At 40.6% G+C, this 14,545-nt stretch carries 10 protein-coding genes and 1 riboswitch; of the genes, 4 read left to right on the top strand and 6 right to left on the bottom strand.

The window, feature by feature from the left end:
- Window positions 1–65: 65 nt before the first annotated feature.
- The 4 genes from rpoB to IGI97_RS01295 form a co-directional block, all read right to left on the bottom strand.
- Entirely contained in the window at window positions 66–3,680 is a 3,615-nt protein-coding gene (rpoB, locus tag IGI97_RS01310; RefSeq protein WP_002389470.1) for a DNA-directed RNA polymerase subunit beta, read from the bottom strand.
- Between the two features lie 370 nt (window positions 3,681–4,050).
- Entirely contained in the window at window positions 4,051–4,392 is a 342-nt protein-coding gene (locus IGI97_RS01305; protein ID WP_002354774.1) for a type II toxin-antitoxin system PemK/MazF family toxin, read from the bottom strand.
- A complete protein-coding gene (gene mazE / locus IGI97_RS01300) occupies window positions 4,392–4,622 on the bottom strand; it encodes a type II toxin-antitoxin system PemI/MazE family antitoxin (RefSeq protein WP_002354773.1) in 231 nt (76 codons plus the stop codon). Before mazE ends, IGI97_RS01305 begins: the two co-directional genes overlap by 1 nt.
- Window positions 4,623–4,792: 170 nt before the next feature.
- A complete protein-coding gene (locus IGI97_RS01295) occupies window positions 4,793–5,008 on the bottom strand; it encodes a zinc ribbon domain-containing protein (RefSeq protein WP_002354768.1) in 216 nt (71 codons plus the stop codon).
- Between the two features lie 138 nt (window positions 5,009–5,146).
- Between IGI97_RS01295 and IGI97_RS01290 the strand changes: the two genes are divergently transcribed.
- A complete protein-coding gene (locus IGI97_RS01290; protein ID WP_010778026.1) occupies window positions 5,147–6,139 on the top strand; it encodes a biotin--[acetyl-CoA-carboxylase] ligase in 993 nt (330 codons plus the stop codon).
- Between the two features lie 263 nt (window positions 6,140–6,402).
- On the opposite strand, the gene IGI97_RS01285 is transcribed toward IGI97_RS01290, so the two are convergent.
- Window positions 6,403–7,041, bottom strand: a complete 639-nt coding sequence (locus tag IGI97_RS01285; protein WP_002375448.1) for a lytic polysaccharide monooxygenase — start codon at window positions 7,039–7,041, stop codon at window positions 6,403–6,405.
- A gap of 428 nt (window positions 7,042–7,469) precedes the next feature.
- A riboswitch (M-box (ykoK) riboswitch) is annotated at window positions 7,470–7,636 on the top strand.
- Window positions 7,637–7,727: 91 nt separating this feature from the next.
- Between IGI97_RS01285 and IGI97_RS01280 the strand changes: the two genes are divergently transcribed.
- Window positions 7,728–9,344 carry a phosphatase PAP2/LCP family protein gene (locus tag IGI97_RS01280; protein ID WP_438737833.1) on the top strand — a complete coding sequence of 539 codons (1,617 nt, stop codon included), beginning with the start codon at window positions 7,728–7,730 and terminating at the stop codon, window positions 9,342–9,344.
- A 268-nt stretch (window positions 9,345–9,612) separates the two neighbouring features.
- Window positions 9,613–9,756, top strand: coding sequence for a type I toxin-antitoxin system toxin PepG1 (pepG1, locus tag IGI97_RS01275; protein WP_277813408.1), 144 nt, complete (start codon window positions 9,613–9,615; stop codon window positions 9,754–9,756).
- 189 nt (window positions 9,757–9,945) lie between these two features.
- Here the strand turns inward: pepG1 and IGI97_RS01270 are convergent, their stop codons facing one another.
- Entirely contained in the window at window positions 9,946–13,914 is a 3,969-nt protein-coding gene (locus tag IGI97_RS01270; RefSeq protein ID WP_438737831.1) for a WxL domain-containing protein, read from the bottom strand.
- Between the two features lie 385 nt (window positions 13,915–14,299).
- On the opposite strand from IGI97_RS01270, the gene IGI97_RS01265 reads away from it, so the two are divergent.
- On the top strand, window positions 14,300–14,443 hold the full coding sequence (locus IGI97_RS01265; protein WP_002387585.1) for a putative holin-like toxin: 144 nt from the start codon (window positions 14,300–14,302) through the stop codon (window positions 14,441–14,443).
- Window positions 14,444–14,545: the final 102 nt, after the last annotated feature.

The raw sequence follows: 14,545 nt of genomic DNA, 5'->3' as shown, positions 1-14,545 counted from the left end.
GTAATGGCTTGCGCAGTTGCAACAAAGTCGCAGTTGAATCAACTCATCAGAGTGATAGCGACAAATTAGTCTCTGTCTTCGGCTGTTTCAATTTCTTGAACAACGTCTTGTGCTTCTTCTTTCACGACTGATTCTGCTTCTTTTTCCAGCTGTTTCGCTGATTGTTGTTCCGCAAATTTGGTTAGTGCGTCAACGGTGATTAAATCATCATCGTCATCGTCCATATCGCGTAACTCAATCTCAGCTTCCTCAATGTCCAAGACACGCATGTCTAAACCAAGTGATTGTAATTCTTTCACTAATACTCGGAATGATTCAGGCACACCTGGTTTTGGAATTGGTTCACCTTTAACGATGGCTTCGTATGTTTTCACACGTCCGACAACGTCATCAGATTTGTAAGTTAAGATTTCTTGTAATGTGTAAGCAGCACCGTAAGCTTCCAGTGCCCAAACTTCCATTTCCCCGAAACGTTGTCCACCGAATTGAGCTTTACCACCCAACGGTTGTTGCGTAACAAGAGAGTAAGGTCCGATTGAACGAGCATGCAATTTGTCATCAACCATGTGGGCTAATTTAATCATATACATGACACCAACGGAAATACGGTTATCAAATGGTTCACCTGTACGTCCATCGTAAAGAACTGTTTTAGCATCGCTAGCCATACCAGCTTCACGAACAGTTTCCCAAACGTCTTCATCGGTTGCCCCATCGAAAACAGGTGTTGCAACGTGAATACCTAATTGGCGAGCAGCCATACCTAAGTGTAATTCAAGTACTTGTCCGATATTCATACGAGAAGGTACCCCTAATGGGTTCAACATGATATCAACAGGTGTTCCGTCAGGTAAGAATGGCATATCTTCTTCCGGCATAATACGGGAAACAACCCCTTTATTTCCGTGACGTCCCGCCATTTTATCTCCTTCATGAATTTTACGTTTTTGAACGATATAGACACGAACTAACATGTTGACACCTGGTGATAATTCATCGCCAGCTTCACGAGTAAAGATTTTCACATCATGAACGATACCGCCGCCACCGTGAGGTACACGGAGAGACGTATCACGAACTTCGCGGGCTTTTTCCCCGAAGATTGCGTGTAATAAACGTTCTTCTGCAGATAATTCTGTAACCCCTTTAGGTGTGACTTTCCCAACTAGTAAGTCGCCATCTTGAACTTCAGCACCAATGCGGATAATCCCCATTTCGTCTAAGTCTTTCAACGCGTCTTCCCCAACGTTTGGAATTTCACGGGTAATTTCTTCAGGTCCTAATTTTGTATCACGTGCTTCTGATTCATATTCTTCAATATGCACAGAAGTGTAGACATCGTCTTTAACTAAACGACGGCTCATGATAATGGCATCCTCGTAGTTGTAACCTTCCCATGTCATGAAGGCAACTAAGACGTTTTGCCCTAAAGCCATTTCGCCTTCTTCCATAGAAGGTCCATCCGCTAAAGTATCGCCTTTTTCAACTTTTTCACCTAAGTGAACAATTGGGCGTTGGTTGTAGCTTGTTCCTGAGTTAGAACGACGGAATTTTGTAACCATATATTTGTCTAATGCGCCATTGTCGCGACGAACGCGAATTTCTTTTGCATCGACGAATTCTACGACACCGTCATGTTTACATAGTAAAGCAGCACCTGAGTCATGGGCTGATTTATATTCCATACCTGTACCTACCCACGGAGAGCGTGGTTGAATTAACGGCACCGCTTGACGCTGCATGTTGGCACCCATCAAGGCACGGTTGGAGTCATCGTTTTCTAAGAAAGGAATACATGCTGTTGCGACTGCGACTACTTGTTTTGGTGAAACGTCCATGTAGTCAACTTTGTCTACGGCAACTTCTAAGTTTTCACTTTGTAGACGCGCCATAACAACATCATTGGCAAATGTGCCATCTTCATTTAAAAGTGAGTTCGCTTGCGCTACGATATAATGGTCTTCGATGTCTGCTGTTAAGTAATCTACTTGATCAGTAACACGGCCTGTCGCACGATCAACACGGCGATAAGGCGTTTCGATGAAACCAAATTTATTCACTTTCGCATAACTAGATAAACTATTGATCAACCCGATATTTGGTCCCTCAGGCGTTTCAATTGGACACATACGACCATAGTGAGAGTAGTGAACGTCACGAACTTCATAACCGGCACGGTCACGAGTCAAACCACCAGGCCCTAAGGCTGATAGACGACGTTTATGGGTTAACTCACCTAATGGGTTTGTTTGGTCCATGAACTGTGATAACTGTGAAGAACCAAAGAATTCTTTGATACTTGCTACCACTGGACGGATGTTAATTAATTGTTGTGGTGTCAATGTTTCTGTGTCTTGAATAGACATTCTTTCACGAACCACACGTTCCATACGGGCTAAACCAATACGGAATTGGTTTTGTAATAATTCACCTACTGAACGGATACGACGATTACCTAAGTGGTCGATGTCATCGACATTGCCGATATCTTCCATTAAGTTGAAGAAGTAGCTCATTGAAGCAACGATATCTGCTGGACGAACTGTTTTTACGCTGTCGTCTGGATAGCCGTTACCAATCACATTTACGATACGTTCAGGATCTTTTGGTGAAAGAACTTGAATCACTTGGATTGTCATTGGTTCAGTTACTACCGCATCTTCACTTGGATAGTAAGTTACGCTGTTTAAGCCGTTGTCAATGTACTCGCCTAATGTTTCCATGATTTGGTGTGTTAAAACCGTGCCTTTTTCGACAATGATTTCACCAGTTTCTGGATCAACTAGCGTTTCAGCTAAGGTTAAGTTTAATAGACGTGTTTTTAAGTCTAATTTTTTGTTAACTTTGTAGCGACCAACGTTTGCCAAATCATAACGTTTTGGATCAAAGAAACGTGCAGTTAACAAGCTACGTGAGCTATCTGCTGTTTTTGGTTCGCCTGGGCGAAGACGTTCATAAATGTCTTTCAAGCCTTCTTCTGTACGAGAATCACTTGCATTTTTGTGTAAATCTTTTTCGATTGTGTTGCGTAAGCTTTCGCTGTCGCCGAAAATTTCGAAGATGGTATCATCTGAACCGAAACCTAAAGCACGAACTAACACAGTTAAAGGAATTTTACGTGTGCGGTCAATCCGAACATAAGAAATGTCTTTCGCATCTGTTTCCATTTCTAACCATGCACCACGGTTAGGAATGACTGTTGAGCCAAAACCTTCTTTGCCGTTTTTGTCCACTTTTCCATGGAAGTAAACACCTGGAGAACGAACTAATTGGGAAACGATAACACGTTCTGCCCCGTTGATGATGAAGGTACCCATTTCTGTCATTAATGGGAAATCGCCGAAGAAGACTTCTTGGGATTTAATTTCACCTGTTTCACGGTTAGTTAAACGTAATGTTACATGTAATGGCGCAGAATAGTTGGCATCATGTGCGCGGGCTTCTTCTACTGTGTACTTTGGTTCTTTTAATTCATAGTCAACAAATTCTAAGGATAAGTTTCCTTGGAAATCATCAATTGGTAAAATGTCTTCAAACATTTCACGAAGTCCCTCATCTAAAAACCATTGATAAGAGTCTGTTTGGATTTCAATTAAATTTGGTAATTCCAATACTTCACTGATACGTGCGAAACTTCTACGTTCGCGATGCTTTCCGTATTTTACTACGTGTCCAGCCAAGCTCTTCACCCCTCTAGTTATAAGTCTATCAAAACACCGATCCGAAAAATTACATTTACATTACATATATTAAATATATGTAACAAAAAGCATTTTTTGCAGTTTTTAAGCAAAAAAAAACCAAAAATAGAACATGCTTCCGAAAAATTTTCTGGCGTTTCTACTTTTGTTTTCCTATAAAAAACCGGAACGGACAATATTTCGCTCCTGCTTCGTCACTTTCAGATAGTTTTTGCTCTATAGATTCTACTACCTTTGTCTAGAAAAGTCAAGGGTTTCTTTAAGGTTTTCTTTTTCATAAAAAGGAGTTTTTTTGTAAAGGGTTTTAATGAAAAAATGCGTAATAAATAATTACGCATTTTTTCAACAACTAGAAAATATATTCAATTATTTGGTCAATTTTCGCCATATCTTTTAATGGCAAATGCTCAATTTGACTTAATTTTCTTTCAGTGAAGTCCAAAGATTTCAGTTGTGAGATCACTACTTGTCCTTGGGTTTCTATGTCATCGGGCAACGTATATCGAGTGGGAATATTTTTAATGGTGGAAGTAATCGGGCAAATCACAGCAAACATGGTTTTCCGATTAAATTCATATCTTGACACGACTAAACCAGGGCGTCTCTTCTGAATTTCTTTACCTGCAGCAGGATCAAAATCAATCCATACAATATCTCCTTTTTTGGGAATGTACTTCTTTTCAACGTTCATTAAAAAAGTTCTCTCCCCTCAGGTGCAAGATCATGCCACTCATCTTTTTCATAATACTCACCCTCTGGACCTTCACTAAATGGATCCTGAATTTTAGGGACTAATGTAATTGTACCGTCGTCAGAATACATCACAATATATTCTTGGTCGACTTTTGGTTTTTTACCATTATCAGTGGGTAAAGTTAAAACGACCGAGCTTCCTTGTCTTCTTGATTTAGTTGTTAGCATGAAATCACTCCCTTCGCTTCATTATACTATGCCTTTGCAATGATGGAAAGAATTTTAAATCACACTTAATGTGACTGGGTTTACTATATAATGCGTAATAAATAATTACGCATTTTCCCCTATCTTCTATTCACACAAAAAAACGAATGCAAAGATGCATTCGTTTTTGACTAACCGCCACCTAATAAAAAGTCTAGGACATTCATGCCGCCGCTTGTTTGGCTGCGGTAAAGTTCGGTGTAGCCGCATTGGGTACAGCTAATTGTAATAAATTTTTTATTTTGAACATCAAAAATTTTCGCAAAGTTCCCACCTGTTGCTTGAAATTGATCCGACACATAGTGCATGTTGCCACATTTCTCACAAACATATTGTTGCTTTTCCATTCCCCTCACTCCTTCTCAATAAAACAAGTATAGCAAACGCCTGCTTCATTTTCCTCCATCCTAAGATGGATTTTTTCACTAGTTGACCAAGCCTTTTCCTTTCCGCTACAATAAGCATAACGAATCGGAGGAAAAAATATGTCGACAAAAAGCCAAGTCCTAACTTTATTGATGAAACAAACGCCCGCATTCCTTTCCGGCGAAGAGATGGCACAACGTCTGTCCTTATCTCGCACAGCTATTTGGAAAGCGATTAATGAATTGAAAAAAGATGGCTATCAAATTACTAGCGTGCAAAATAAGGGGTATCGCCTTGAAAAATCAGATGTCCTTTCTGCAGAAGGCATTCAGTTGGCGTTATGGTCACAAACACCGCCTTTAACAATTACCGTCCTAGAAACATCTGAATCTACCATGACCGATGCTAAGCGGGCGATTTTAGACCAGACGCCCGACAATACTTTGATTGTTGCTGACATGCAAGAAATGCCGCGGGGCAGGTTCGGCCGGCCGTTTTTCGCTACGCCAGGTAAAGGGATTTACATGAGCATGGTGCTTCAACCGAACCAAAATTTTGAAGAAATCGCTCAATATACTGTGATTATGGCCGTAGCGGTCGCTCGAGCAATGGATGCTCTGGCAGGCGTTCACACAGAAATTAAATGGGTCAACGACCTTTATTTAAACGGCAAAAAAGTTTGCGGGATTTTGTCGGAAGCCATGAGCAATGTGGAAACAGGGCAGATTTCTAATGTTATCATCGGCATGGGGATTAATTTTTCAATTACAGAAACCGAATTTCCTGAGGACATTCGGCAGAAAGTGACTTCTCTTTTCCCAGAGGGTGAACCAACGGCGACGCGAAATGAATTAGTCGCCAACATTTGGAATCATTTTTATCAAATTTTAGACAAACGTTCAACGAAAGACTTTTTAGAAGAATACCGTCAACGCTCCTTTGTGATTGGCAAAGACGTCGCTTTTACCCAAAACGGGCAAGACTTCCGCGGCGTTGCGACAACCATTAATGGAAATGGCGAATTGATTGTCCAGTTGCCTGATGGCACGGCCAAAACGTTGTCTTCTGGGGAAATTAGTTTGGACCAGATTGGTGAATGGCGTCGAGGTTAAGTGGGGAAATTTAGAAAAAAGCAAGTGGGACATCAGTCGTTTTGACTGATGTCCCACTTGCTTCTTCTGAAGATAATCAGCTGAACAAAAGCAGCCCCTTCGGAAATAAGCCGAAATTGACTTTCTCACACAAGTGTTCGGCATATCTTAATCCTTCCAAGTGTTGAGAATCACGAAGAACGTAGTGATTCGATGATGAACAGAACCTACTTGGTTCTTGGCGCTAAGCACTTTTGTCTCAGCCACATTATCTTGATACCTGATTATTGAACATTAACATCTATCGCTTGATAAAATGAATTAATCGTGTCATTGATATCCCAAACGGCATAAATAACATGGTATCCTTTCCTATCAGCGGGAATATTTATTCTGTGTGTTTCTGTATCATTGACCATAAATCCTTGACCAGGAGGTAAATCTTGACCGATTGGTTGCCCTACTATGCCAATCAGTTCCATTTCGTCCATCGTTAATGGTGCATTAGGATTCCATCCAGGTTTCGTCATATAGTATCTAAAACGATTGGTCTTATGTTTTGCCGTCATCACCCATTTAAAATTATTCTCTCCTGTTGTTATATTACTTTTTACCCAACGAGTGGCTGTTTGTTCATCTAGTTTGGAATAGCTTGCTAAGCCAGCTGAAGGCAACCTTCCATTTAATTGACCCGTGTCTAATAATTTAGTTGGCGCTTCAATTCCTTGGGGTGTCGTGATAATTTCTGGCTGTGAGCTGTCTTGACCAGGTCCCCATCCAAATCCGTTTGCTTCCGCATTTTTGACTCGACTGACTGGGCTATCAACATAGCCGTGTGCATAACTCTGCTGTGCATCTCCTAAAGCAAAAACACTGATCATCGTTGCGCCTACTGCAATTATAAATAACATCATTTTTTTCATGTATATCGCTCCCTTATAAGCAAAACCCTTCAAAAAACATGTAATCTTAATCAACTGAAACATAAAATCTCCACAACATCATTTTTACTTTTTCGATAGCGACCATCAACTTTGTGCACAATTATTGTCGACATATTTATTTTAAATGAACTAGCAATTCAATAGCAACTGTCCGCCTTTTTTACTGAAAAAAACTTATAGCACTCTTATAAAAAATGTTTGTTTTTTAATTTATCATTATTGAACACCAACTATTTATAGCGGTTAACCGAGAACAGCCTTGCCCACTCTTTTTTTAGAATGCTCAAGTACTGTTTTTTTAACTGCTTCACTTCCCCACACCTTTAAATTTATTTAAAAAACAATAAATTTTCTTAAACTTCATTGTGAGAACCGCTGCATAAATTCTATACTTCTAGCGTTAGATAAAATAACCTTGTTAGGTGAGGCTCCTATCCAAACATAGGCTATTGCGCAGAAATGTCGAAAGACACCAATGTGTAAAACAGGAATGGTCGAATTAAGGCTCTTCTAAAAATAGCTAAGAGAAATCTTTACGTTGGATAGTGCTAAAGCTCAGACGATGAGAACCGATTGGCTTGCTGTGTCCTGTTTAGTCGCAAGCGCTTATTTACGATCGATGCTGGCTTAGTCTACTCTTTCAAGGGAAAAAGAAAGGGATTCTCATGCAAACATCGAATAAAAAATTTCCACTTTATGCCCTAACAACGCTTGGTTTTACTTTCCTCACTTTGTTAGTGGCGGCTAGTCCAAATTGGTTTCAACAAATGGACGAAGCTATTTATCACATCAAATGGCAATTAAATGCCCCACTTTTAACAGCGGTCAATCTGTTAGCAAAAACAGCCACGATTGGACCAATGCTACTATTCTTCTTATTATTGATGGTTTACCTTTTACGCAAAAAAGAAAAAATCCTAGCCTTTTGGGCTGTCAGTAACCTATTAGCTGTCGGCTTTTTAGGGAGCGTTTTTAAACATGTGGTGGGTCGGGCTCGACCAAATCTAGGTGCTTTAGCTGGCCGGAGCTCTGCTAGCTTTCCCAGCGGACATTCATTATTAGCAATGGCGCTGGTCTGTACGATTTTGATCATTTTGGCCTATCTTCATGTCGAAAAAACCAAAGGCATCAAAATTTTCTTACTTACTTATTTAGTTTTGATTGTGTTAGGTCGCTTAATCTTACGCGTTCATTATCCTAGTGATGTCATCGCTGGGATGCTCCTAAGTTATAGCTGGATCAACTTTTCATTTCAAATTGTTCAACGTTATTTGCCGGCACCTGAACCAGAGGAAGCAGAAGTACCGACACAACGCCGGCGCCGCCATTCTCGTAAAAGAAAAAGTTTATTCGTGGTCTTCAGTTTAACCCTTTTATTTTTAGGCACACTTTCTGTTTCGGCTTACGGCGTCAGCATGTATCGTAATTTGCAAAAAACGGCGAACACCATGTATAAACCAAGAAAATCTTCCACGAAGAGTCCCGATTTAGCCAAAGGTGAGCCGGTTAGTTTCTTAATTATGGGAATTGCGAATGACTCAAAACGCAAAACCGATTACCGCTCCAACGCCTTAATGGTGGTCACAGTGAATAATCAATTACAAAAAACTACCATCACCAGCATCCCTCGTGACTACTATGTGGAAATGGCTGGCACCAATGGCGAATACAATAAAATCAATGCGGCCCACGTTTTCGGTGGTGCCGATATGCAAATTAAAACGGTTGAAAATGTCTTGCACATCCCAATCAATCATTACTTTTCAATTGATATGGATGCTATGAAGGACCTTGGCGATGCGGTGGGCGGCGTCACTGTCGACAACGCCTTTGCTTTTGACGCTGAAGGGATTCATTATCCGAAAGGCAAACAGCATTTAGGTGGCTGGGAAGCTTTACAATACGCGCGCATGCGTTACGAAGACCCCGAAGGTGACTATGGTCGTCAACGCCGCCAACGAGAAGTTTTAATCGAATTAACCAACAAGCTACTTTCTTTTAACAGCTTGCTAAAATATCAAGAAATTCTGGACGTAATCGGCGAACATGGCGAAACCGACTTGTCCTTTGACCAAATGATGGCAATGCTAAAAAAATACACCCCCGCACTAAAAACGATTGAAACCGATCAATTAAAAGGCTACGATTACACTGGCGATGGCGTGACAGGGATTGAAGGTATTTCTTATCAACTTGTGGAAGAGAGTGAACGTCAACGTGTCGAAAATGCCATCAAAGAACAAATGAACCTCTCTACGAAAGACACTGAACAATCGCAATAACGACTAAAAAGCAGCGCCCCTTAATGAAAGGGGCGCTGCTTAACTTTGCCTAGTTAGACGGTCATTTCAAAAATATTAATTTTTGTCACCGTTCTTAAACGGTTTGACAATAGAAAAAGATGTTTCCGCATCGCTTTCTTTTTTTATTATAGCACAATTACCTAAAAAAATATATTGTAAACTAATTATTTTTTAGCACCACATGGTATAATGTATGTGTAGAGAAGTTATGGCGGTGGCTATCCAATCTGAAAGAGAGGTGATGCGTATGCACGTATTTCCGAAATTCACAGAAAGGAGAGGCCTTTTGTCAGCATATGAAACAATTCAGACGATCCTAGGGTTTGGTATGTTTACCATTGCTTTGATTGCGCTGATTGTGAAATTGCTTAAAAATGACAAGAAAAAATAACCGTCTACTTTGACCAAGCACGGTTATTTTTAAATAATAAAATTGGTCACCGTCTTAAACGGCTCTACATCAGAGAGATATGTTGGAAGCATATCTCTCTTTTCTTTATCATTATAGCACAACAACCCTAAAAAGACCATCAATAAAAAATGCCTGAGCCTCCTATTTCAAGGCTCGGGCATTTTTATTTTAGGGACCAGTCACCAAATTCCAAGTGACCGCAGCATTGTACTGTTGTCCTTTGGTTCCTTGGTTGGCTGGTACTTCTAATTTAATGTTCTCAAACGTAAAATCCAGTTGGTAGACGTCACTACCTGTGAACTGTTGGTTTGCGACAACACTGGTTGCCACATTATTCGCCGTTAAGCTCAAAGAACTAGTCTTACCAACTGCTTTGATTTGTTCGGTTGCTTCGTTATAATTTGTAAAACTTGAAACATTCGCTGGACCTAACAATAAACGAGTCGCTGTTGGCAGACTATCTGTGGTTGCTTTCGGTTGAGATAGTTGCGCTGTCATCTGCCAATTCGGTTGATTTTTCTTAATTCGCCAGTAAGGATTGCGTGTACCATTTTCGTAGTAATCGGCCGCTTTTTTCAAGCCTGATTGTTGCGTTTTACTAGCAATATTCATTTTTCCAAAATCAAAGGTTGGCACGCTGATAAAGCCTTCTGTTGGTGTAATTGTTCCTTGGGTTGTATCTGTCAGACGTACCGCATCCGCGGCGCTCACTGTCGCAAAATTTCCTGTAACATCAAGGGTTGCCGTCAAGCGTTGGTCTGATGTTCCTGAAATTTTGGTGCCAACAAGCGTCACGTTGGCTGTTTGACCTGCCGGTATTTCAAGACCTGTTAAGCTGATTCCTTCAGACCAAGTAGTCGCCGTTACTGGATAAATTTTCGGTGCTTGTCCGTCCAATTGGACAGAAAGTGACGTCGGCGTACCAATTCCTGCAGGCCAAGTAGTCGCTGATTTCACTGTCAGCGTTTTAAGTGGTGCCAGGCTAGTATTTTTCAGTGTTGCCACCCAATCTACACTATCGCCATTATTCACGACACGGTTGGTGCTGGTCAAAGTTAAAGCAGCAGTCGGCGTTTCTTCTTCATAGACCGCCGTCATATCGTCATTATCATCAAAATCCACCAAATAATTAGGAGTAGCCGTTGTCTTTAAGGTCGTTGGCTTGGCGGTTCCTTTATACCAACCAACAAACTTATAGGTTTTTGCCCCAGCCGCATAAACGCTTGGTAAAGCTTTTGAAGCAGTATAAGTAAAAGGATCACTGGTGACTGTGACTTGATTTCCTTGCGTAAATCCTTGAGGGGGCGTGATTTTTGCGCCAGATTTATCTACAAAGTTTTCAGTCACTCGGCGATTGGTAGCATAGTAATAGATTGGCTTATTAGGATACATTTCTACGCCTGTTGGTGCCACGCTACTTCGAATTAACGTAGCTTTGTACAAACTAGAGAAACTTTGTGTAGGCTCTTCTTTCCAATGAAACTCAATTATTTTGTATTGATTGGCTTTGACTTTCGAAGCAGAAAAGTAAGGTGGTTGTGCCCCCGCATCGTACGGATTACCACTAAACATATTCTCAACACGCCCTGCAACTGGATAATCTAGTCCTTGGTAGTTGGCAGGTTTGGTAAAAGAAATTTCTTGGTATTGTCTTGGAATCGTAATCAATGAATTTTTTGTTCCATAGAAATTCATCTGGGGAGTCAATACATATTCCTTTTGCGGGATCGTCAAAGTTTTAACGTTGCCTGTACTGTCGGCAGCTGAAACATTACTTAAAACCGTACTCAGCCCATCGATTGTTTCAACAATATCAGTAGTCACCTGAAACCCTGTCGGCTGAAGCAATTGCCCATCTTCCCCAACAAAACCAAATGTCACCGTATTTCCGCCGTATTTAATTTCTTCGTAAACAACGGTTAAATCATCGTTATCGTCAAACGTTGTATCATACTCAGGCGTTCGACTCGTTTCTAACACCTTAGGCTTGGTTTTGCCTTTATACCAGCCTTTAAATCGGTAAGCTTTATTGTTTAAAAAATAACTAAACGGCAATTCCTTCGCCAATTTAAAATGATAAGTATCACTGTCAATCACCGTTTGATTCCCTTGCGTGAAGCCTGTAGGCATTGGTACCTCAGCGCCTGCTTCATCAACATAGTGTTCAGTGACGCGGCGGTTTTCTAAGAAATAGTACATCGTGTTATCTGTCGTGAAATACGTTGGCTGAGCTTCCGTCGATGCCATACTTAAAGCTGCACTATATACCGTTTTGGTAACATCAGGTAGCCAATTACTTCTGTACATACGATAGCTATGAGGCGTCGGTAAATTGTATAAACTATAACGAGTACCATCCGTTGTTATCCGTTCATCTGCCTGACCACTAATATATCTTAACAACGTTGTCGCCAAAGGATAGGCGGTCGTTGAGCCAGTGTAGAATGAACCATGTGTGACTGTTGGGATTTGATAGCGCTTGGGAATAGTCAAACGAAAATCGGTTACCCCAGAAGAAGCAACTTTAATTTTAGGTACATAGGTTAGTGTTTGGCTAGGAACGGTTAACTGTTTTAAATTGCCTACATTAGCGCCTGTAATAGCCCCCACCTTCTGGACCACCTTATCCTCGACAGTTGTTAAGTTCGCCTGAATGTCTACATTCGTTGGCGCAACAAGCGCCCCTTTTTCATCAACAAAGCCAAACTTATAGGTAACTTCTGGAATAGTAGTGGTCATTTCATCGACTTCATCATAAAAAACATATAAATTGTCGGCATTATCATAAGTGACATCGAACTCTGGTGTCAATGAAGTTTCTAACTTAACGGCTTTCGGGTCCGCTGGTCTTGCAGGCCCTTTATACCAGCCTTTAAACTGGAAGTGACGATTCCCAGAACTAAAGAATTCTGGAAAAGCTTTTGGCGCTTTATAGTGAAAATTTTCTGAATCAACTACTGTTTTTGAAAGACTGGCATTATACCCTGGAGGATACGCTGGTAAGCCATTCGGGGTCATGTCATTATAATAAATGTTAACCCGTTTGTTAGGCACATAATAGTAAATGTGATCATCCGTAGTCAGATAAGCTGGTGTGCCGCCTGCAGTAGCCATGTTAAAGCCACGCGCAAACATATTTCCCGCTGGATCATTGTCCCAACTAGCACGAGAAAAGACAAACTGGTTAGGGATACCTGATACAAACATATTCAGCCTCGCGCCTGTGGTTTCCTCATTCGATACTTCTCCTGTAACATTCACCTGTTTCGTCACTGCCATTGGATAGATTTGTCCAGTGTAATTCGCACTGGGCGTGATTTTCGGAACATTATAGAACCGCGGCAAAGTAATCTTTTCATTTTGGATGCCGGAAAAATCATAACTCTTTATGGCTGTATCCCCAGACAAAGCTACTTTCGGCACCGTCAATTGCTTCGTGGTTCCCACATTATTAGTGGCCACGGCCCCGACTTTCGTCAAAGCGCCTTGCATAGTAAACTTCATAATATCCCCAGTAATCGAAACTTTCGCTGGATCAATAAAACGACCACTTTCATCTAAAAACGACATTTTGTACGTCTTCTCTGGAATATCGAATGTCTGCACTGCTCGCTGCGCACGCAGTGATTCTGGTGTATTAACTATTATTGGACTCGTCACTGACGCTTCAACTTGCCCGACTACTTGTTCAGTCTGTTCTGGTAGCTCTTCATCAGCTGGCGGTACGCCTACTTCCGTATCTGCCTCTGGAAAAGAAACGGGCGCCCGTCCTTGAACCCCCTCTGACGGGACTACTGTTTGGCGGTCCTCCCCTTGAACATCTGGGGCCGCCATGGTTTCAGCAATTGCTGGGATGCCATTTAATGAACTGATTAGTAAAGAACCACACAAAGCGATTGCAAATAAACGGTTTCTTTTTTGATTCATGCCATTCTCCTTTTTTATGTAACTTTTTATTGTTATTTTTATTGTCCTATGTATGATTTTTTGTATGATTTTCATTTTATCAAAAAAAGGCCCCACTGAAATTTTAAATTTTGATACGACAACTTGATATTTCCAATGATTCCTTTTATACCAAGGAGGAGCCACTGTTTTTTGGTAAAAAACAGCCTGGAAATCAGTGGAATTCACCATTTTCTCTCTAATTTCCGCTGATTTTTCTTGATATTTATTGAAAAAAACTCAAAATGTTAGTAATCAGAACTAACATTTTGAGCTTTTCTTCTCTATTCTTAACAATTAGGGAACAGGAAAATCTTTTAAAGCTTAAAAATGACAATAAAAAATAACCGTCAACTTTGACTGAGTACGGTTATTTTTTGTAACTAAAAAGGTCACCGTCTTAAACGGCTCTACATCAGAGAGGTATGTTGAAGCATATCTCTCTTTTCATTGCTATTATAGCACAATTTCCTAAAAAAATATATTGAAAACTAATTATTTTTTAGTTCTAAATGGTATAATAAAAGTGTAGAGAAGTTATGGCGGTGGCTATCCAATCTGAAAGGTGGTGGTGCTTATGAATGTAAGTACTAAAATCTATGAAAGGAGAGGCCTTTTGTCTATCGCAGAAGCTTTAGCTCTGATGATTAGTTTCGGTTCTTTTATCGCGACTTTAATCTTCGGAATCCTAAAGGTTGTTAAAGAAGACAAGAAAAAATAACCGTCTACTTTGACCAAGTACGGTTATTTTTAAATAATCCAAAAAGTCACCGTCTTAAACGGCTCTACACTAGAGAGGTATGTTACAGCATATCTCTCTTTT

The sequence above is a fragment of the Enterococcus sp. DIV2419 genome (assembly GCF_051711865.1).
Taxonomy (GTDB): domain Bacteria; phylum Bacillota; class Bacilli; order Lactobacillales; family Enterococcaceae; genus Enterococcus; species Enterococcus faecalis.
Note: the sequence above shows the minus strand (reverse complement) of the source record. Positions and strands in the feature narration are given on the sequence as shown.

Excerpts from the sequence above, each read along its gene's own strand:
- IGI97_RS01265 (WP_002387585.1), top strand. The coding sequence starts at position 14,300 with ATGAATGTAAGTACTAAAATCTATGAAAGGAGAGGCCTTTTGTCTATC.
- IGI97_RS01290 (WP_010778026.1), top strand. The coding sequence starts at position 5,147 with ATGTCGACAAAAAGCCAAGTCCTAACTTTATTGATGAAACAAACGCCC.
- pepG1 (WP_277813408.1), top strand. The coding sequence starts at position 9,613 with ATGCACGTATTTCCGAAATTCACAGAAAGGAGAGGCCTTTTGTCAGCA.
- IGI97_RS01285 (WP_002375448.1), bottom strand. The coding sequence starts at position 7,041 with ATGAAAAAAATGATGTTATTTATAATTGCAGTAGGCGCAACGATGATC.
- IGI97_RS01270 (WP_438737831.1), bottom strand. The coding sequence starts at position 13,914 with ATGGTGAATTCCACTGATTTCCAGGCTGTTTTTTACCAAAAAACAGTG.
- mazE (WP_002354773.1), bottom strand. The coding sequence starts at position 4,622 with ATGCTAACAACTAAATCAAGAAGACAAGGAAGCTCGGTCGTTTTAACT.
- IGI97_RS01305 (WP_002354774.1), bottom strand. The coding sequence starts at position 4,392 with ATGAACGTTGAAAAGAAGTACATTCCCAAAAAAGGAGATATTGTATGG.
- IGI97_RS01295 (WP_002354768.1), bottom strand. The coding sequence starts at position 5,008 with ATGGAAAAGCAACAATATGTTTGTGAGAAATGTGGCAACATGCACTAT.
- IGI97_RS01280 (WP_438737833.1), top strand. The coding sequence starts at position 7,728 with ATGCAAACATCGAATAAAAAATTTCCACTTTATGCCCTAACAACGCTT.